The sequence below is a fragment of the Bacteroides ilei genome (assembly GCF_900128495.1).
GTDB lineage: Bacteria > Bacteroidota > Bacteroidia > Bacteroidales > Bacteroidaceae > Phocaeicola > Phocaeicola ilei.
On the sequence record NZ_LT635801.1, the window covers coordinates 117,389 to 138,092 of the forward strand.

The following is a 20,704-nucleotide window of genomic DNA, read 5'->3' on the forward strand; positions in this document are numbered from 1 at the left end:
CAAATTAAGGGAAAAGACAAATATCATGTCCCTTTGTCCCTCTTTCCCTAAAAAAATAATAAAAACAAAAAGTAGATAAAAAGAAAGTTATAAGATATGCATGGGACATGGGACAAAATGAATTGACTGTATGAAAAAGGAAGAGCTAATCAAGCAAATACAAAAGTATGAACCACTACTGGCAAATGCGGTCAGCCATATGGTGGAGTATATTCAAGACAATTATTCTGCAGCATATCCAAGCAAGGTACAAACCGAAGCTGTGAACGATTATCTGCGGAGTGTTTATGCTGACGGAGATGGCAGTATGTCAGAAAAGAATTGTGAACACCGCCGTATCGCTTCACATAAAATCACGATTGCTGCTATTCCTGTTTTGGATAACTACCAACTTGATAAGCTGCAAAATGTACTTGACCATATAGCCTACGACAAGGAATATTATATGCCAGATAGAGGATATGGAATGCACCGTTAACTTTCTCTTTTGGCTGCACTATTTATAAAAGATCTTCAAATAAACAGACTATGAAATCAAATTTGAACTATTGTATTGTACTTTCGTCAGAGCAGCTTACGTATCTGTCAGAAAGTAAATACGGCATTGACCGTATGAAGATTCTGCACCGCCTTATTGAAAAGGCAGTATTGAAAGAAACTAAGTATGCCATAAAAGGCTTCTCTACGACTTTGCTAGTGGGACAAGCCGTCCTTTCGGAAGTAGAATTGTCCAGCAAATTGGGTTATGATAAAAAAACTGTATCCCGTGTACTTGACAAGATGAACCAGTTAGGAATTGTCACATCTACACAAAGCAACCGGACAAGCATCCATACGCTGAAATGTATATCGGCATGGATGCAGGACGGCAACCGAATTGACAATCCTTTCTATGTCCGTTTAAAAGACAGACCTGACGATATGGAAGGAATGCCTGTAAACTCAGTTAAATGATACGGTTAGTATTTTGTCTGTGTTCCATAGTAAATTGGGATAGCCATATTGAAGAAGATTTTCTCAACTATAAGAATCAAGAATGGCATAAAACAAATATAGATACAAAACTTTGTAATGGTATACTTTTGTATTGACACAAGTAATACCTACAGTTTTGATAAGATAGTTTTTTTTACCCTATTGTTTGTTATATATTATGCTTCTGTTTTACCACAAACTATATCAGAGGAAAAATTCAGTGAAAAATATTTAGAGTAAATGTCAAGTATAGCAATATCTAAAACGTAACGTGTCCAGAGCGATTATGTGTGGTATTGCAAGAAGTTCCTATGTCGCACAAATTCGCTAAGCTCATTCGTACTACATAGGCATTTTTCGGCGGTCGCAAGCTCCCACCGTGTTGTACCTTTTAAATTAAAGACCACTTATAAATGTATAATAAAACATGAAAAAGAAAATCGATAATAATACCAATGAAGAGAATAGCAAGAATGCCAAGAAAATTATAAGACGTAACCTGCGGCTTGAAGCTCGTGTAACAGAGAAGGAATATTTCCAAGCCACAGAACTAGCCAAAACCTGCGGTTTGTCCATAAGTGACTACATACGCCGTACAGCTTTGGGGCAGCATCCACGACAACGACTGTCTGAGCGTGAAATAGAAGCCCTATGTAGTTTGGCAGATGCAAGGGGTGACCTTATCCGTATTGCAGCAGCCGTTAAGTCCATACAAGCAGATAAACGAGCCATGTATTTTAGTGATACCAGGTTCGTGGAACAATGGATGATCGCAGCAACGCAACTAATTAATCGCTGGAACCAGATAGAAAATTACCTTACCGAATAATTTACTTACCCATTATGATAGCAAAGGCCTCTACCATATCACATGGAGCGAATGCCATAAGATATTCCGTCAACAAAGAGAAAGCGGATATAGTAAAAGCCAATCTCCTTCCAGATAATATTTCTCCGGAAGCAATGTATGGGCGAATGATGCTTGTTCAAAAAAATATGCTGAGAAAATCAATAAGGGCAGACCGCTTGGCAGGAACGTGATAAGAATTGAAATTTCCCCATCCGAGGAAGAAAGCCGGGGATGGACAATGGACGATTGGTTACGTTTGTCAAATGAGTTCATCCGCGTATTTGATTCCATAGATCTCTCTGGTAAGACCAAGAGGGCTTCTTCACAGCATACCAACCTCAAGAACTCTCAATACATCGTAGCTCTACACCGGGATTCCCAAAGTGGCATTTTCCACCTACACATTGATGCTAACCGTGTGGATATGGACGGAAAAATCAATGATAGCCATAAGATTGGCGAGAGGGCTATCATGGCTGCGAACATCATCAACGAGAAACGGGGCTGGATACAGTCTGAAGAAATAGGCATACACCATAGGCAGGAAATTTCAAACATCTGTATAGAGATACTTCGCTCTATGGAAAAATTCAGCTGGCAGCAGTATGAAACAGAACTGAAAAAAAAAGGCTATAAAGTGCATTTACAAGAAAAAGATGGAGGCGGAGTTTATGGCTATTCCATTAAGCGTGGTAACTCCACCTATAAGTCGTCCGTGTTGGGTATCGGGAGAAACCTGACCCCTTCAAAAATAGAGACTACTTGGGCAAAACTTCATTCGCAGAAAAGGAAATTTGAATCGAAAGAGCCTACTTCCCGACAAGCACGGACAACTGACAGGACTTCTGTTATACAACCTTCAACTATTTCACAGCCGGTTATGAAACATTATGAAATAATGACAGACGGATATCACAAATTCCACGTGGAGATACCCGAAGCCGCAGACAATATCATTCGTCAAGATTGTTCTTTGGAGGATGCCCATCCATTTGCTAAGATTGAAGAGATACAGCACACGGCTCTTTTGCTTTTTGCCGGATATTTGGATGCCGCTACAAGTATGGCAGCATCAAGTGGTGGAGGCGGTTCTGAAACAGGTGGTTGGGGAAGAGATAAGGACGAGGATGAACTTGAATGGGCACGCCGCTGTGCAAGAATGGCAAATAGTATGTGCAAACGTAAGAAAGGACTTCACAGATAAATTAACAATCAAAAAAACATGAATCATGGGAATTAGAAAATCAAAAATCACACCATCAATAAACGTTGATGATATGTTGAAAAAAGCTGAAATCAGCCATGAAATAGAAACTGAGAAACTGGATGTCGATAAGAGGCTCAAAGAAATATGTGAAATAAAAGAGACTTTGTTGAAAATTCAACATGACGATAGCGCTGAATCGGTACCATGCGTAGCACTGTAATCGGTACCATTGTATCGCTCGAATCGGTACCGTCATGACGCTGCAAACGGTACCATATTCAGTCCTGTAAAAGTTATTGCAAATGTATATTATTTTTTCTTTCTCTGCCTCATGGATTCTCCTTTTAACTCAATTTTGTTTGAGTTAGCCACGAGACGGTCCATAATTGCATCTGCCAGAGTCGGATCTCCGATATAATCATACCATTTGGAGATGGACAGTTGCGATGCTATAATCATGGATTTTCGCTCGTATCTTTCTTCCAGGATTTGTAGCAAGGCCAGTCTGGTATTGGTATCCATCGGTTGCAGGCCGAAGTCGTCCAATATGATCAGGTCATTCTTCTCTAATGAAGTAATCATTTTAAGGAATGTACCATCAAGCCTGGACAGAGTAATTTTCTCTACCAGCCTGTTCATGTTCAGATAGACCGTCCGGAAGCCCATGGTGCAGGCTTGTCTGCCGAGGGCGCAGGCCAGGAAGGTCTTTCCGCATCCGCACTTGCCTTGTATCAACAGATTCTCATGTCGGCGTATAAAGGAACAGTCAGCAAGTACGGCCAGTTGTTCAGCCGTGAAGTTTCGTTCTACCCCACAGGCTACATCTTCAATCATTGCATGATAGCGGAGTTTGCTGGTTCTGAGGAACATTTCTGTCTTACGTTCTTTTCTTTCCAGGATTTCCGCCTCTACCATCTTGGCTATGGCAAAATCAAATGACGGACGGTTTTGTACCGGAAGATTCATCAGGGATTCAAGTGTGTCAGCCATACCCTTCAGTTTCAATTCCTTGAGTTGTACGATGGTTTCTTGTGTATTCATAATCAACAGGATTTTAAATGTTTGCAAAAGCCTTTGCGCCACGTACATATTCATTCTCGGGCGTGAAGGTTACGGCAGATTGGATTTCAGTTTTGTCAAGATTGCCCTGAAGGATATTCCTGAGCATATTATAAGTAACAGTTCCGCTTTCAGACACATGCCTGCAGGCGTTCTCCAGCCTGTCCTTGCCATATTTACGGCGTAGGGCCAATATGCCCTCACATGAACGGTAGGCATGGCTTACATATTTGGGAGATGCCAGGACTTTCTCCACAGCTTTCCGGGTATAGACTCCGATGGATTCAGCCTCTTCCAGGTAAAAAGCGGCATTCCGTCCCTTACTGTGAAGATATTCCAGGTGATTCTCCGGCATGTGTGCTTTTTCCGTGGTACGTCCTCCGCTCAAGCATCTGCGGTGTAAGGCTATTCTTGTGTTGTTCTGATAGATTTCAACCGTTTCCGTATCCCAAAGGACGGTTACCTTTTGACCGACATAGGTGTAAGGCACGCTGTAAAGATGACGTTCTTCCAGTCGGCCGACAGTTACATGATAATCGCCCGTGAGCTTGACCTCCTTACGGTAGCGAAAGCGGAAGGGTACATCAGGAAGTTGCCGCAGACTGTCCCGCTCCTGATCTTCAAAAACCATCCTGCGGCTTTTTCCGGTAGTACGTGAAGGCCGGTCATTAAACTGGTCAGTAAGTTCGAAAATACGGTTGTTGAGTTCATCCAGCGTATGGAACTCTTCATCCCGGATAGCCGCATAAATATACTGATAGAACTTGTTCACAATGCCTTCTACAACTCCCTTGTCACGTGGCTTTCGTACGCGGCAGGCTTCCAGCGAAGTCTCATAATAACTGGACCATTCAATGGCTGCATCATTGAAAGTAGGCTCGTAGCGGTCCGACTTTTTCACCCACTGGACCATATTGTCACTCTTGCAGACTTCCGGACTCCCTCCAAAATAGGTAACGGCATCCGACAGACCGCTGAAGAAGAATTCCATGCTTGCATGATACATGGCCTTGGCATAAGCCAGTCCGCTAAAGGGAAGAACACAGCACAAGACCACTACGGAAGCATGTGTATGCGTCCTACGGTCGGTGATATAAAGCTTATCACCGGCAAAGTCTATCTGCATTTCTCCTCCAGGCATATAGGTATTGTGATAAGAAAGGTTGTGCGCATACTGGTAATCACGGATGTGTTTCTTGAATTGGGTATACCCATAGCCGTCGGGATGTGTCTTGAGGTACTCCTCATGTAACAGCTGGACAGTCAGATGACGGTGTCTGGCAAGATCCTCGACATAATCCGGCAACAATTCATCCAGTTCAGTTTTCTGATTTGACGGTTGAGAGACGGGAGGAGACTGAAGCAGGTTGTGGATCTGCTCCTCACTCATTCCGCCTACCGTACTGTAATCAACTTTGGCTTCATCGGCCAGTTTCTTGTAGCGGTTCAGAACTCCCCGACCTATATGTAGTTGGGCGCATATCTCACGTTGGGGAGTGGAAACCGACAGCATTTGAAATGCTCTTTTTAATTTCACCATATTCAGTGTTCTGTTTGCCATATCTTGAGGACGTTTGATTTCTTATGCCTCTAAGATATGAAGTTTGTATTAGGCTACAGAACTGAATTGTTTATGATTTTCTTGGTACCGATTCAAGCGCTACAATGGTACCGATTCCTCCGCTATAGCGGTACCGGTTCCTCCGCTATGATGGTACCGATTCGTGCGCTACGATGGTACCGTTTGACCGATACTATCATTCAACAAAACCTTCAGGATGCCATTAAAGCCGAAGGTAATGCTTCAGTGGTGTTGAAGAAGGCTATCAGTAACTCCAATAGCATTGTTAATGGCATTTGCAATGCTATTGTAAAAGCCGAGCAAAATACAGAATTTAGAGCAACTATAAAATCTGAACATTTTGCCCAACTTCAACAACTCCTAAACCTGTCTGTCAAAACATGGGAAACCATGTTGGAGAATCATCGTTCCGAACAGACGAAAATGTTAACGGACCATGAATCTAATATACGCAAAATTCTCAAACGAAATGAAGGTATCTGGTTCTCAGATTTCTGGATGAAAGTTTTGGTGATATTTTTGTTCGTTTATACGCTGGTATTAGGATTGATTGCATATTGTGCCACTTGAATCCTCGCACGTTAATATAATAACATTCTATTATTCAATGTTATTATAATTATTTTTCCTTTTTTATTCATGTAATATTGATATATTACCAAATGCACTAAAAATACTGTCAAATAAAAAATCGGTTTATGATTTCTGTTTCCTTAGGGTGTATTATTCCATCTGCTTCAACCATTCCAACGAATAAAACCTTAGATAGAATTTTATTCTCATCAGTCATTCCACTGATTATAAGTTTAGTTTGTATATCATCAATATTGGAAATGTCCTCTATATCATTGATTGTTATGGAAAAATCACTATATGTTTTATCCATGTATATCTCCTCTTTGGGATGAATGATACCATCTGCTTTCATAATGTGTGAAAGAACTTTTATGATGGCGTATTTTTCTATTGTTGTGAAATTATTCATAATGTCTGGTTGTAGAAGAAGTCGTGATAGGTATCATTACCAATGTTAATTATATACATGTTTTCTCTTGCACGGGTTATCGCCGTATATATCGTTTGTGGCGACATTGGGCGAAATGTCGTATTATGCAAAATAAGATCACTCTCTAGAATAACTATAACTGAAGGAGATTCCCATCCCTTGAAACTTTGTATGGTAGATATTTTTAAACAACGTTTATCTGTCGTAAACAATTGCTTTCTTGTTCGTTCAAGTGCCTCAAAATCTCTATTAAATTTCCAGTTGGCTATCTTTTCATCATTAACCTGATGTATTTGCTTTAACCGTTCAAGAACTTCGTTTGAAATAAATGTTATTTCTGTTTGTTCGTTAGTCTTTTGTCGATAAAGAATGTCAATATTGCGAAGCAATTTTGTTGACGAAGCAAGTATAACAAAGTCTTTTGCTTCGTTATTGTCATTGGAAATGATGTTGATAATATTAGTTACTATGGACTCAAAGGAATTATTTTGTCTTAAATCAATATAGGTTAAAATTTGGAAGTTGAATGTATTTAACATGGCATTCTCCGCAGCCATATCATCGGTAGGTAAATTTGCCATAAATTGCGTTTGAAATGCTGTGGCAAGATTAGCAAGGCGTGGATTAGTAAATCTTCGGCTGGTTGTTAATTGCCGATTCCACTGTCCCCCAATAATGCCTAAGCGAATGTCTCCATTTGTATCTAAAGGTCGTTGATATACATTTTGTTTGGGATCTCCAAACACTACTAGTTCACCATTAGACTCTAAGAGAAAATTCCGCATGACGATACGAAGCCATTCCGTAGTATAGTCTTGAACCTCATCAACGAAAATAGCAGAATATTTCTTATGATTTGGGGAGTTATCAAAGAAAGTTTCGTCTTGATATGAGTCAAATTCAACATGTAACTTACATTCTGCAGCACGTATTCTAAAGAACTGATGATAAGGATATATGTCTATTTTTTCCCATGAGAAATCCTCCCGAATTTCGGATAACCTAAACTTCAGATAATTTGCTAATGTAATGTTATAGGTTAACACTAAGACATCACCTCCAGTACGTTTCATGGCATTTACCGCTCTAAAAGCAAGTACTTGAGTTTTTCCAGAACCAGCGACACCACTTATTTTCTGTTGTGTTATACTACTTTCCGATAGTCGCTTCTGTGCACCAATAGGTTGCATATCAATGCGTCCTTCCTGATATGAATGCCAGGATGGAGATATTATTCTAGCCAATTTCCTTCTTACTACATCGTCAAAAGTATTGTTGTTGTATAGGAAACCTATGGTAGTATACAAATTTTGTGATATTTCTCTATTATCAATAATCTCCCTACCGAAGATAAAGGTAAAATTAAAGACGTTATTCTGATATTTAAAAAATTTTTTTATTTCGTCAATAGAGTTCTCTGAGAACACAACCGCCTTTTTGATAAGACTAAAATTCCGACTATCTTCAATGGTACTCATCAAAAGTTCTTCTATACCATCCTTAATGCTCAATTGACATACACTAATAAGGTCAATGGGAGATTGATATAGTTTCCCATGTACATTTATTTCCTTTTTATCTTCTGATAATGTACACTCATTTAAGTCCTCCTCGAACACGTTCAGTAGAAGAATCCCCTTATTAGGTCTAACGATAATAAAATCTACAGACACTTCGTTTACTACTGCATCAATATACATTATGTCATCCACAGACAGAATATTCTCAAGTCTCCATGCGACTCTTGCTTTTTGATATGATAGCACATGATTCTGTATCTGCAAACGTAAATCATATTCATTATATATTGCCTCGTGCCTCTCATTCACTAGATCTAATTTGTTAAGATCAATTGTTGCACCATTGTACTCAAAACATCTTGTCATACAAGTATAGGGATGCGCTGTTCTTCTTGTGCGTGCATAACGTACACTATTTATCTGGCTAAAATAATTTTGTTCTCCAAAAACAGAACAGAACTTCTCAATTCTATACGCAGCACCATTTTGTGGACCAATACATAAAACAAAGTGTTTTCCGTGTGCAGATGCCACCATCTTTGCAACTTCCCCCAAGTCAATAGAAGTCACATCCAAAATATTAGAAAAAACATGGATGATATTATTGTATCTATATCCAATAGAACTAAGAGTCTCACCTTCTGCTAATCCGTTTGCTGGAAGAAAAAGGTTCTTTATATCTATTTCAACTGTGCCATTCGTAAGAGTTCGGATATTATCGTTGGCGCGTTCAATTGCATTACTAGAAGGCTCAATAAGCGTTACTTTATGTAACCATTGAAGTAAATGATGCTGCTTTAACACTTCAATTATGGTAGCTGAACCTATACCTTGACCACATCCCCAATCAACTATCTCAATACTCCCCTGAATATCGTCAAATGGAAAATTCATCATTGCGGCACGGCACTTGGTTACATGCATATCGCCATATGCAGACATATAACAATTTAGAGCCACATCACTTGCTAATAGATTTATGCCATGCTTTAACTCTGGATGTGTCCAAGGTTTTCCCTTGTATTCTTCGGGCAAAGCATTGTGACAATAATCAATAATGTCATCAATACTATTACATTTATTTATATCTTCTGCGTATGGCATAATTATCTTCCTGTTATTGTTTCTGCAAATCTATTCTTTAGATGCTGTTCCCAATTTTGCAATGCCAATTGTTTGGTGGTGTTGGCATAACAGTATTCACAAAGATGCGGACAAGTGTTGTATTCACCAATGTCTTTAGAGGCCATGCACTCACAAAATGGTCGCTGTCCTTGGTCTTTCTTGTGTTTACTGATGAAGTAATGGTTATGAGGCAGGAGTATCGCTCCATTAGGTAACTCTGGATTGCCAAAGAACATTGGTTCTGGAACGTTCTCTATCTTTACATTCATGAATTTCATCAGATCCTTGTCATTCCATGCCAAACGAGTAATCAGGTCTCCGTCTATGCAGCGATTGTGTTGAATGCCATATTTTGAAATATCTATTTTTTCACCACAAGTTGCTAGTTGGAAGTTCCAGCCACGCTCACGATTCATAATAGACAGTTTGTCGGCAAACTCTTCCATTTGCTCTATATTCCACTCATTGTATGATATGCCACTTACTTCAAGATTATGTTTCACTTTCTTGTACATGGTAATATCTGCATAGCTGAATACCAATTTCTCTGTGTAATCTTTTAGTTGATCACCAATATTTTGAACTTTCCATAGCAAGTCATCTACAGATATGTCATTTGTTAGCATCATGGGGTCAAACCGCCAAATAACAGCACCTTTACCAAGTTGCTCAACAAGTAACTTGAATGTTTCTATGCGTTTAGCAAGAGAAGGTACTTTCTCTAACTTCTCTTGTTCATAATCATTCAGGGTATATTGAACATAGCACTTAATGTTACGCTCTTTGAGGATATGCAGATATGGCAACAATGGTTGTGGGTTCTTTGACCAAAATACAATGAAGCGAGTATTCTCATACGAGACATAAGACTTTACGCCGTTGAACGGATTTGTCCAGACAGAATACCCCTTCTGTAAACGATGGAAAAACCAATCAGCATAGAATGCCGGAATGTCGGTACTCCTACTTGCAGAAATAATGAGGGGAGCTTGTGCTTTTACAGGTAGTCCATTAATAATGATGTCTGTACGTTGCCATGTTGCCATAATAAATTAGAAGCTTTTGAATGTTTCTTTTATCTTTTTTATTTTCTTCTCTTCTGCCATTGGCATACTCTAGAGTATGCTTTCACTCTTCAAATGGATATGTTTCGTCATAGACTTCACTTAGAAGACGATCGTTGAAAAGCCAGTGTGGCGTCGGCTGTATATGTTTGACTTTGTAGCCTTTTAGCTTAGCAGAAAGTGCACTGATAGAAGTTTCTTCTCCTTGATAACACACTTTGCGCTCTGAAAGAATAGTGACAGAAATTGATGGGTCATCTTTCCAGATGAGAACATCGCCTTTCTGCAATCCCATCTCATAGAAATTGAGCGGTGGACGTTTTGCATGTGCTTTTGTGCTGGCAGCTTTGTCCTCATCTGTGAGGTCGTTCTGTATCTCGTCTGTCACTTCTTCCGTCACATCTTCATGGTGGAAAAGTTCGAGTATGGCTTGCGCCTGTTCCACGTTGATACGGAAGAACTCACGGTTCTGATTGATACGCTGAGGGTCAAAGGCTTTATGAAGGGCTTTTTCAATTTTGAGACAGTCACTTTTCTTAACCTTGCACGCAAATTTACACTCAAACGGTACGGGAACTCCTGTTGTATATAATTCCTTCATACGTTTGTCGATGTCTTCCTGTGTGGTCATACCTATTTTTACAAGTCCTGGCATCACAGGGTTTGTCAGAAGATAAACTATTCCGTATTCCATATCGTTTTTTAGAAATTAGAGATTATTGTACGGTTTGTTGTTTGTAATGAAATCAAGAACTTTTTCAAATTTGTACATCAGTGTTACCGTTCTTGTTGGTGAATATATGTGAACTCATTTTTTACTTCTCCTATATTTTTGATTGCTTGCATTGGGATGCTCGGGATTGGTCATTTCGAGATAGCCAGCCTCGACAAGAGCCATGATGTATGTTTGGATATTCTTGCTATGATATGTCACACCAGCCCTTTCAAGAATTTCTTTGCTGCTACGTGGCACACTGCAGAAGTTTACTATATCCCTCTGTTTATTTGTTATTTTAGGACGTTTAGTGTCAGAGTCAGCATTGAAAGTGTCAGAGTATCTATATTTAGTGTCAGAGTCAGCATTGAAAGTGTCAGAGTTGATGCCTAAGTCGGTGTCAGAGTGTCCAAGTTTAGTATCTAAGTTACCATTGACTTGGCTACCCTCCGGTCTATTTATAGTAATTACAAACTCGTTAGTTCTGTCATTGTTGGTGAATGAAACTTTCATATCCTCAGATAAGGCACGAAGCATACCACTACCTGCTCCTGTGTAGGGGAGCAAATGGATGGCATTTGTGAAGAGGAACATATTGCGTGGCATGGATGTACCTACAACAATATCATCCACGCTAAGCCCATTAGGGAGAATTCCGGGGCTGTGTATCTCCACCCTGTCATCAAAGATGAATATACGGATAGGAGCAGTCGCATTCAGCGAGCGATGTACCAAAGCATTTACGGTGAACTCAACAAGGCTGATGTATGAAATCTCCAATACTCCTTGCGAGTTAAACTCTTTTCCAACTTGTATATGGCGCAAGTTCCGGGTGAAGAAATCCATAATAGTTTCAAACTGATGAAGCAGATTTCCTTCAATGTCGGCATCATTCACCTTATCGCGAAATTGTGTACCTCCAAGATTGTTGCCCACAAAACAAATGCACTTTGCTGTCATTGCAGGAAGCCAACGCTGAGTGTACTTGCCAAACAGCAACATTGCAGCCACTGTGATTTTTCCATCGGGTCGGATGAAACGTAGGTTACGCAGCAGCTTCTCCCCATCGTGCCCACTAGCGATAGCAGAACAGACTGCATCTAAAGAGGTCTCGCGGAATGCATCACCCACCAAACCTTTTCTCACCAATACTTTTTCAAACTTGTTGCTTAAAAAGGTTTTGATGGTATTCTCGTCCAAGTCCTTAATCGTAGCATCCCGAACCCCAGCTTCATCAGGCGAGAAACTACCGCAGTCGGTCATCATCTCGGCAAGTTCGACATTATCGAACACCTTGCGCTTGTCGGCACCGTTCTTCACCCACACAATACCCCGATTGTCGTGGTAAGGCTTATTCACCCCTTCTTTAATATGAGCCACAACAAGGCTTCCGCCATCCACGGAAATAGTTTCTACATCAACAAGGATGGCAGGAACAACATTTTCTGATGCGATGTTGCTAAGTGTGTTCGTGGTTTCCTGTACTTCCAGATATGACAAAGGATTGAGACTGCCGGTTTTGTCCTTCACACCAACGACCAATGTTCCACCACGTGCATTGCTGAATGCCACCAATTCGCAGCCGATGTCGTAGCTGTCAAGGAGCCGTTCTTTGAACTGCATCTTACTGACTTCGCCAGACTTTATCTGTTGGATAATATCTATTTCATTCATTTTTTCAAATGTTTTTGGTTGAGCAGTCTACCTGCATCAATATTCAAAGCTTCTGCTATTCGCAGGAGGTTTCTTGCGTCAGGCTGCATGGTATTTGTCACCCATTTGGAGACAGTAGCCCTGTCTTTTCCTAATTGCTCTGCCAGCCACTTGCTACTTTTTTGCTCTTCGGCAAGCACAATCTTCAGCCTGTTAATCATTTCTTTTTCCATAAAAGATATTCCTTTCGGTGTAAAGGTACAAATAAACCCAGAGAATCAAGATGAAATATATCAAAAAAGAGCATTTATACAACAAATAATTGGTTATAACGTCAACAAGTAATCTACATTTACTAATAACCTTATTTTGTCGCAAAACACAAATTACTTACGACAGCAATATGGCTTATAAAAAGCAAAAAGGGTACTTAGCATAACTCCGGATGGGAAACTGGCTGTTTCATACACTTGTTTCTGCGTAAACAATGCGTAAACAAACGGTTTCAGTTATGGGTATTTAATGAGTTTTATAAGAAATAGTAAATTCATAACTGCTTGATATTCAATTAATATTGATAAAATGAACTATCGTAGAATATCATTTTATCGTTCTCATAATCTGGAGGTCCCAGGTTCAAGCCCTGGCTGGTCCACAAAAAAAAGGTTGTAGCCAAATGGTTACAACCTTTTTTCATATAGAGCCTTCCGGCTAGCGGTCTTCGTCTGCCTCTTCTATGGAGAACCGGTTTACAGTTACACCGATGGAATATTTTACTTGCCCGTCGCTGTAGGAAACAGAACCTCCGCTTCGTATGCTCATCCTTACACTCATCCCGTCATTGGCCGTGAGAAGGTACTCTCCCGAGTGCTTCTGTTCGTTTACTGTATGCCACATGCCATTCTGTCCGTACTGGACTTCCACATAGCTTCCGTCGGTGTCATAATCCCACGAAAGAAGGTATTTTGCAGTTTCTCCCCGACTGAAGTTGAATGTGCAGGCCGATTCATCGTATGTAATGTATGAGAGAGACGTTATTTCTTCGGGATAGAAGTTCAGGACAATACGGTTTACCGTATCTCCAGGCAGTACATTGTTTATTACGTATTCCGTATAGGTTTCACCCAGGTGTTTTTTCCCGATCGGGTAATAGTCGACGTCTTCGTTTCGGCAGGATCCGAGCCATATGGCAATGAATATCACCGCCATTATGCCATATATGTTTTTTATGCACATAGTTGTTCTGCTTTATTGTTTGGTTCTGTTTTATTCTGTTGCGTGTTGTAAAGATAGGGAGGGGGGAGTGTTCCGGAAAATGGAATCAGCCAACCCGTCTATTCTATCAGCCAACGGCCGGCAAATCAGATTTTTCAGTGGAACAGCCTGTCTCGGGAGGGGAGGTCGCAAAGGTGAAAAAAGATGAAATATCTCTGCTTGGTCTGTAAAATTGTTCCGTTCGCCGATTTTAATTGCACCGGGCGGAAACGGCGTGTATTTTTGCAGATGTAAGCATGAATACCGCACGTCAATGAAGCATTTGCAGAAGCAGTTACTTTTAGAGCAGATCATCTACGCCGCTATCTGGGTGTTGATATGGGGAACGCCGCTTGTGGGCTTCCTGCTTGACGATGACCGTCCGTCGGACGGAAGGGGATTGTGGGAGGAGGTAAGTGCTACCTGGCTTCTTGTGCTTCCCTTCTTTTTGCTGTTCCTGGTACATAACTATGTGCTGATTCCCCGACTCCTGCTCAGGAAATACTATATCCGCTACGTCGTGTCATTGGTCTTTACGGTCGGCATTCTGTTCGTTTATCTGCCCGGATATCTGCAGGCTCTCGGTCCGCATCCCGGATTCCGGGGGCACAGGGAAATCAGAGAGGCGGAGCATAATATTCTGTATCCCGACGGAGCTCCTGCAGTACCACCTGCGGGTGCAGAGAGAAATTTGCCGCACAGTCCGATGGGGCCTCCTTTCCTGTTGATACATATTATAGTGGCTATTCTGCTGGTGGGTTTCAACCTGACCATCCGCTTTTTTCTTAAGTCGCTCCATGACGATGAGATGCTTAAGGAACTGGAACACGGACGTCTGGAATCGGAGCTGCAGTACCTGAAGTACCAGCTTAATCCGCACTTCTTCATGAATACATTGAACAATATCCATGCACTGGTAGACATTGATGCCGAAAAGGCGAAGCAGACCATTATCGAACTTTCGAAACTGATGAGGTATATGCTTTATGAAGCCGACAAGAACCAGATTTCACTGGAACGTGAAATCCAGTTCCTCAGGAATTATATCGCCTTGATGAAACTGCGCTATACCGACAGGCTGGATATCCGTACGGATTTTCCGCTTGTTGTACCCGATGTGCAGGTGCCTCCCTTGCTTTTCATTTCACTTCTGGAAAATGCGTTCAAGCATGGGGTGAGCTACCGTGAGGATTCGTTTATCGATGTGCGCATGGTACAGACCGATGACGGTATCCTCTTCGGGTGCCGTAACAGCCGGCATACCTGTACCCGCGATGTCCATCACGGTATCGGCATAGATAATATAAGGAAAAGGCTCCGGCTTCTTTATGGTACGAACTACACGTTTGCCGTAACCGAACATGAAGATTGTTATGAAGTGTTACTTATAATCCCTCCGCTATGATGAAATGTCTGATTATCGATGATGAGCCGCTTGCCCTGACGCAGCTGGCCGGATACATTGCACGCATTCCTTTCCTTACGCTGGCCGCTTCATGCCAGGATGCGTGCCAGGCTTCCGAAACGTTGGCACATACACCTGTCGACCTGATTTTTGCCGACATCAACATGCCCGACCTGAACGGCATTGATTTTATACGCTCGCTTCCCGATCCGCCTATGGTAATCTTCACTACGGCCTATCCGGAATATGCGGTAGAAGGTTTCCGCCTCAATGCCATCGACTACCTGATGAAGCCTTTCAGCTTTGTCGATTGCCTGAAGGCTGCCGAGAAGGCCAGGCAGATGTATACGCTGACCCGTGGGGCGGACGGAGAACAGGATACGCTTTTCGTAAAGAGTGAATATAAGGTGGTACGTATTGACAAGCGGAAGATTCTGTATATAGAAGGTATGAGTGAGTATGTATGTATCTACCTCGAAGACCGTCCCAAGCCTGTCATTACGCTGAACAGCTTGCAGAAACTGTCGGCCATGCTACCTTCCAACTTCATGCGGGTACACCGCTCGTACATTGTCAACTTGAGCAAGATAACCGAGGTTTCACGGTTCCGTATCCTGTTCGGGAAAGACGTGTACATTCCTGTCGGCGAGAACTATAAGGAGCAGTTTATGGCATATATCCAGCGGCAGGGGCTCCTTTGAAAAAGGAAATCCGTATCTTTGTGTCATTATTCTCTGTAAACATGAAAGAAAAACGGATAACTTATGGAAAAGGAAAAAGAAATACATTCCTGCGTAGATTGCGGTACGCAGAACTGCAAGTATAAGGACCGTACATATCCCGATTTCTGCCTGACGGCGAACCTGAAGGACGAGGATATGGAGTGGGCGCTCGAGCGGTATGACGAAGGAGATAACCGCCGGGTGATGATAGCCAGTGCGGAAGTGGAATACGAGGGCTACTGCCAGTGGACACGTGTACAGGAGATCATGGAATTTGCACGTAAGATCCATGCGCGGCGCATCGGGATTGCCAATTGTATCGGACTGATAAACGAGGCGCGTATCTTTGCCCGTATCCTCCGGGCAAACGGGTTCGAACCGTATTCGGTGATATGCAAGGTTGCCGGCAAACCCAAGACTTCGATGGGCATCCCCGCCGAGTGTGAAAGTATCGGGGCGGCCATGTGTAACCCCATCCTGCAGGCCCGCCTGCTGAATGAGGCGAAGACCGACCTGAATGTGGTGATCGGGCTGTGCGTAGGGCATGACAGCCTCTTCTATAAGTATGCCGAAGCCTACACCACCACGCTGGTGACCAAAGACCGTGTTACGGGGAACAATCCTGCCGCCGCACTCTATACGGCCAATTCGTATTACCGGAAAAAATTCTTTGGAGACGGGGATAAAAAATAGATCATTTTTGAACCGGAGAAAGAGCGATTTAAAAGTCTAATTGAAAGAGATGATAATCTGGTATTCTTATAAAGAGCCTTATCATAGCTTCGGAAGAGGTTTTGATAAGGCTCTTTATATTTGAAAAGGAATGGGGTAACCGGATAGATCAGATTCCCTGCTTCAGGTCGGCAGGAGATTCTTTTGTATAAAGTTGGGTGGCTCCGGCAACTTTAGTGAAGAGCTCTTGGATCAGTTCCGGCTTGACGGTGAACCCGGGGCGGAAGCGGTCGGACGCCATATAGTCGAGTATGGACTTTTTCAGCTGGCGTGCTACGATGCGGTTGTCCGGATCACTTTCAAGGTCCAGAGTTGTCATCACAAGTTTTCCGTTCAGCACGTTCGCTTCGAACAGGACGCCTATCTTCCGGCTGAGGAACCAGGTGTCGATACTCTGTACCAGCGGCTGGAAGTCGGCCGGGAAGTCGGTGAACTGCATGACCGGTGCGCGGTTCAACAGCTCCCACCATTGCAGATTGCTGTGGTATTCGGTAGGGAAGTCCTTGAGCAGCGGATGATACGGATTGGTGAGGATGCCGGTGGTGTGTGGCGGACGCATCTTGAACCAGGAAGTGTTCCAGAATACAGGGGTGAAATGCTGTTCTACCTCTTTGCCGTACTGTACTTTCTTTCCGGCTTCAATCAGTACGTTGCCTCCTGCCTTCAGGATATCCAGCGCTTTTTGGTCCAGGCTGTCGGTAATGTAGGTATTGGATACGTTGAATTCCACTTCGGCCGGATAGACCCATATATCCCAGTCGTTGACGGCGTCTGTGCCTTCAATGCGTACTTCCACATTCAGCTTTTCCGCCTTCCTGCATCCGGCCAGCGGGCAGTCTATGGTGCCGGTAGCGTTCAGGTTCCCGATGGGGATGTCGTAGGTCCCCAGTTCACCTTCGGCGTATACCTTCCCGTAGATGTCTGTAATCCGGTACGTCATCCGGGCCTTTTGCAACGCTTTCTCTCCGAAATGCGATACCTCCACATCCGCTTTGAAGCTTTCGTTATTGGTGTAGACAAACTTTTCCGTCCGGATAAGCGGTACGGTGGGTGAGCAGAAGCGGCGCCATTGTGGAGCCGTGATATATCCTTTTTCGTCGAAGAATACATCCAGGACACCTACCAGGGCGGTGCCTTGTCCGGAGTAGTCGTTCAGGCTCAGCAGTTGGAAGCCGGCATAGTCGGGTGTTCTCAGTGTACGTTCAATCTCGTGCTTGTAGCACAGGACCTGCAGTTTGCCCGATGCCATCATGAACTCGTGTCCCAGTTTCCCCATGTGATGCTTGTCGAGCAGGTATTCGAATATCTCGAAGTTCTTGGCCTTGTTGACCCCGGTGTACTTCTTTATTTCATTGAAGTTGGGGAATACACACCACTGTCCGGTTTCGTGCGATACGTAGGGCTCTCCCACGGTGTCGATGCGTTCACGGAAGTCGGAACAGCTTTCGGGTCTCCGGCTCTTCCAGTCGAGTCCACGTGCGCCGGCCTTTACGTGATACTGGCTTTTGGGCTGCCAGGACCATCCGCCTCCCACTGAAGCGCCGGTATACACGCGGCGGTTGTCGGCCGATTTCCAGTAATCCACGAAATCGGATACCCAGCTTACCCAGTTTCCTGCCGGTTCATTGCCGCAGGCCATCATGCAGAAGGAGGGGTGGTTACCGTATGCTTTCGACATGCGGACGGTTTCTTCCATCAGGTATTTGTCGATGAACTGTCCGTTGCCCAGACGTACCGAGTGGTTGGGCCAGCTCGGCCCTTCGGGCTGGAGGTAGAATCCCACACGGTCGGCAGCCGTGAACGCCGCTTCCGGCGGGCAGTAGGAGTGGAAGCGCATGTGGTTCAGTCCGTAGCTCTTGCAGATGCGGAATATGCGTTCCCAGCTGGCTACATCGGTGGGCGGATAGCCGGTAAGCGGAAAGTCGCAGTTCTCTACCGTGCCCCGGAGCATGATTTTCCGGCCGTTTACATAGAACCATTTCCCTTCTACGGTGAAGGTCCGCATGCCGAATTCCACCTTTTTCTCTTCCGTCATCTTCCCCGACTTGAGGGTGGCTGTCAGCCGGTAAAGGGCCGGGTGGAACTCGTCCCACAGCTGCATGCCGCTCCCCATAGGCAGAATCATCTCGACGGTGTCACTGGCCGATGTAAGGGTGTATTCCTGGCTTACGGCAGGTACCGTGTGCCGTCTGCCTGTATTGAAGCTTTCGGCTTTCAGGGTGATTGCCGCCTTTTTGCCGGTACCCTTCAAGGCTATCCTTACGCGGGCCTGTTGCCGGGAAGGATCGGGATAGACCTGGATATCGTCCATGTAGAGCTGCGGGCGGGCATAGAGGCACAGCTTGCCCGTAATGCCGTTCCAGTTTCCTTGCGTATGGTCGGTCACGCTGTGTGAGTCGGGGCCTACCAGTGCGCGTTCGTACCGGTTGTCTACCCTTACGGCAATGGTACACCTGCCGCTTGTTACGGCATCCGTAATGTCATATTCATGCGGGGTGTTGAGGCTGTTCTGTGATCCGATGAGTTTCCCGTTTACCCATACGCTCGTCTCGATGTGCGGGCGTTCCAGAAACAGGAAGATTCTCTGGCCTTTCCAGCCGGAAGGTATCTCCACTTGTTTCCGGTACCAGGCAACCCCCACATAGCGTTGGTCCGGGGTCAGGAAAAACGGGAACTTCAGGTTGTCCTGGCGGCGGAAGATTTCCAGTTCCGGGTTGAAGTAATAGGAGCTGTCATAGAGGGAGGCCGTCCATTTCGTGTCCAGTGTGACGGGATCGGCCTTCAGTTTCTCGGGCATGGAGCCCGGAAGGTTGATACGGTCCTGCAATGTCCGCCCGAACCATTTTTCGGAAATGCCCCGGTCTTCACGGTCGGTCTGGAACTGCCATTCTCCGGACAGGCCGATCTGTTTCTGGGCATACATGGAAAGCAGACAACACAGGCATAAACCTAGTGTGTAGATGCGTTTGATCATAGTTCTGTTTTGGATTAATATTAGATTCTCTCGCAAAAATAATGAAAATCAGGCGCTTTTTTCTGGATAAAAAGGTTGCATGTCTGTAAATTTGTACATGGACCTATGCAGGCGATTTCCGGATGTGCTGCAAATAATCCGTTGATTATCGAACTTTTATCAGATAATTATGTTATATTTGTAAAAATGCCTAATTAAAAGACTTTCTGTTTATGAAAAAACTAGTATCGACTTTAACTATTCTAATCTGTCTGCTGATGGTTGCTCCGGCGGCACAGGCTCAGCTGAAGTTCGGTGTGAAGGGCGGTTTGAACGTATCTTCATTGTCTTTCAGCAAAGATGTTTTCAGCGGTGAAAACCGTACCGGTTTCTTTATCGGACCGATGGCGGAATTGACGGTTCCTCTCCTGGGACTGGGTCTCGATGCGGCTGCGTTATATAACCAGTCGGGGGCCAAGAGTGACATTTTTGACGACAAGGTCAAGTCTATCGAGATTCCGGTGAATGTAAAATGGACGTTCGGGCTGGGAAGCACTGCCGGCATTTATGTGGCGGCCGGTCCGCAGTTCGGGTTCAATGTGGGCGACGGGAGTATCGGCAACGGTAACTACCGTCTGGACATGAAGGATAAGTATACCACCTTCAATGTAGGTGCGGGCGTGAAGCTGATACGGCATCTGCAGATAGGGGTGAACTATAACTTCGGGACCAGCAAGATGGCTAAAGGCTGGGACGAAGACAGTAACCTGATCGAGATAAAGAAGAATACCTGGCAGATATCATTGGCGTATCTGTTCTGATTCTGATAACGGATAAAGGAAATCCCCGGAACTGTACCGCAGTTTCGGGGATTTTTTTGTC

18 protein-coding genes and 2 pseudogenes are annotated in these 20,704 nt (G+C 43.7%); 10 read left to right on the top strand and 10 right to left on the bottom strand.

The features are described 5' to 3' along the window. Positions 1–130: 130 nt before the first annotated feature. From BQ7489_RS00440 to BQ7489_RS00460, 5 genes and pseudogenes are all read left to right on the top strand, one after another. Positions 131–478, top strand: coding sequence for a hypothetical protein (locus BQ7489_RS00440; protein ID WP_072529588.1), 348 nt, complete (start codon positions 131–133; stop codon positions 476–478). A 50-nt stretch (positions 479–528) separates the two neighbouring features. Further along, positions 529–927: pseudogene (locus BQ7489_RS00445) on the top strand (hypothetical protein); the annotation flags it as partial. Between the two features lie 475 nt (positions 928–1,402). After that, positions 1,403–1,804, top strand: coding sequence for a plasmid mobilization protein (locus BQ7489_RS00450; RefSeq protein ID WP_072529590.1), 402 nt, complete (start codon positions 1,403–1,405; stop codon positions 1,802–1,804). A 14-nt stretch (positions 1,805–1,818) separates the two neighbouring features. Then, positions 1,819–3,029 (top strand): annotated as a pseudogene (locus tag BQ7489_RS00455) (relaxase/mobilization nuclease domain-containing protein). 25 nt (positions 3,030–3,054) lie between these two features. After that, entirely contained in the window at positions 3,055–3,252 is a 198-nt protein-coding gene (locus BQ7489_RS00460) for a hypothetical protein (RefSeq protein WP_072529591.1), read from the top strand. Positions 3,253–3,341: 89 nt separating this feature from the next. Here the strand turns inward: BQ7489_RS00460 and istB are convergent, their stop codons facing one another. Beyond that, positions 3,342–4,073, bottom strand: a complete 732-nt coding sequence (gene istB, locus BQ7489_RS00465) for an IS21-like element helper ATPase IstB (RefSeq protein WP_072531947.1) — start codon at positions 4,071–4,073, stop codon at positions 3,342–3,344. Positions 4,074–4,086: 13 nt separating this feature from the next. Further along, positions 4,087–5,652 (bottom strand): IS21 family transposase, encoded by a 1,566-nt coding sequence (gene istA / locus BQ7489_RS00470; protein WP_072529592.1) that lies wholly within the window; start codon positions 5,650–5,652, stop codon positions 4,087–4,089. A 147-nt stretch (positions 5,653–5,799) separates the two neighbouring features. Between istA and BQ7489_RS00475 the strand changes: the two genes are divergently transcribed. After that, positions 5,800–6,243: a hypothetical protein gene (locus tag BQ7489_RS00475; RefSeq protein WP_072531948.1), complete on the top strand. Its 444-nt coding sequence runs from the start codon at positions 5,800–5,802 to the stop codon at positions 6,241–6,243. 109 nt (positions 6,244–6,352) lie between these two features. Here BQ7489_RS00475 and BQ7489_RS00480 read toward each other — a convergent pair whose 3' ends face one another. The 7 genes from BQ7489_RS00480 to BQ7489_RS00510 all read right to left on the bottom strand — a co-directional run bounded on the left by BQ7489_RS00480 (position 6,353) and on the right by BQ7489_RS00510 (position 13,992). Continuing rightward, positions 6,353–6,658, bottom strand: coding sequence for a tellurite resistance TerB family protein (locus tag BQ7489_RS00480; RefSeq protein WP_162617761.1), 306 nt, complete (start codon positions 6,656–6,658; stop codon positions 6,353–6,355). Continuing rightward, positions 6,655–9,303: an AAA family ATPase gene (locus BQ7489_RS00485; protein ID WP_072529594.1), complete on the bottom strand. Its 2,649-nt coding sequence runs from the start codon at positions 9,301–9,303 to the stop codon at positions 6,655–6,657. Before BQ7489_RS00485 ends, BQ7489_RS00480 begins: the two co-directional genes overlap by 4 nt. 2 nt (positions 9,304–9,305) lie before the next feature. Then, positions 9,306–10,370, bottom strand: a complete 1,065-nt coding sequence (locus tag BQ7489_RS00490) for a DUF1848 domain-containing protein (protein WP_072529595.1) — start codon at positions 10,368–10,370, stop codon at positions 9,306–9,308. Between the two features lie 82 nt (positions 10,371–10,452). Continuing rightward, positions 10,453–11,082: a GIY-YIG nuclease family protein gene (locus BQ7489_RS00495; RefSeq protein WP_072529596.1), complete on the bottom strand. Its 630-nt coding sequence runs from the start codon at positions 11,080–11,082 to the stop codon at positions 10,453–10,455. A gap of 114 nt (positions 11,083–11,196) precedes the next feature. Next, positions 11,197–12,777, bottom strand: coding sequence for an RNA-binding domain-containing protein (locus BQ7489_RS00500; RefSeq protein WP_072529597.1), 1,581 nt, complete (start codon positions 12,775–12,777; stop codon positions 11,197–11,199). Continuing rightward, positions 12,774–12,989: a helix-turn-helix transcriptional regulator gene (locus tag BQ7489_RS00505; protein ID WP_008767280.1), complete on the bottom strand. Its 216-nt coding sequence runs from the start codon at positions 12,987–12,989 to the stop codon at positions 12,774–12,776. Before BQ7489_RS00505 ends, BQ7489_RS00500 begins: the two co-directional genes overlap by 4 nt. A 478-nt stretch (positions 12,990–13,467) precedes the next feature. Beyond that, complete coding sequence (locus tag BQ7489_RS00510; RefSeq protein ID WP_072529599.1) at positions 13,468–13,992, bottom strand: hypothetical protein; 525 nt, start codon at positions 13,990–13,992, stop codon at positions 13,468–13,470. A 292-nt stretch (positions 13,993–14,284) separates the two neighbouring features. On the opposite strand from BQ7489_RS00510, the gene BQ7489_RS00515 reads away from it, so the two are divergent. From BQ7489_RS00515 to BQ7489_RS00525, 3 genes are all read left to right on the top strand, one after another. Next, the gene (locus BQ7489_RS00515) at positions 14,285–15,415 is read left to right on the top strand and encodes a sensor histidine kinase (protein WP_072531950.1); all 1,131 of its coding nucleotides are present in this window, start codon (positions 14,285–14,287) and stop codon (positions 15,413–15,415) included. Then, the gene (locus BQ7489_RS00520; RefSeq protein WP_072531949.1) at positions 15,415–16,116 is read left to right on the top strand and encodes a LytR/AlgR family response regulator transcription factor; all 702 of its coding nucleotides are present in this window, start codon (positions 15,415–15,417) and stop codon (positions 16,114–16,116) included. Before BQ7489_RS00515 ends, BQ7489_RS00520 begins: the two co-directional genes overlap by 1 nt. A 63-nt stretch (positions 16,117–16,179) precedes the next feature. Further along, entirely contained in the window at positions 16,180–16,830 is a 651-nt protein-coding gene (locus BQ7489_RS00525; RefSeq protein WP_072529600.1) for a DUF1847 domain-containing protein, read from the top strand. 148 nt (positions 16,831–16,978) lie between these two features. Here BQ7489_RS00525 and BQ7489_RS00530 read toward each other — a convergent pair whose 3' ends face one another. Then, complete coding sequence (locus BQ7489_RS00530) at positions 16,979–19,843, bottom strand: exo-beta-1,4-galactosidase (RefSeq protein ID WP_072529601.1); 2,865 nt, start codon at positions 19,841–19,843, stop codon at positions 16,979–16,981. Positions 19,844–20,055: 212 nt separating this feature from the next. On the opposite strand from BQ7489_RS00530, the gene BQ7489_RS00535 reads away from it, so the two are divergent. Then, the gene (locus BQ7489_RS00535) at positions 20,056–20,643 is read left to right on the top strand and encodes a porin family protein (RefSeq protein ID WP_072529602.1); all 588 of its coding nucleotides are present in this window, start codon (positions 20,056–20,058) and stop codon (positions 20,641–20,643) included. The last annotated feature ends 61 nt before the right edge of the window (positions 20,644–20,704 follow it).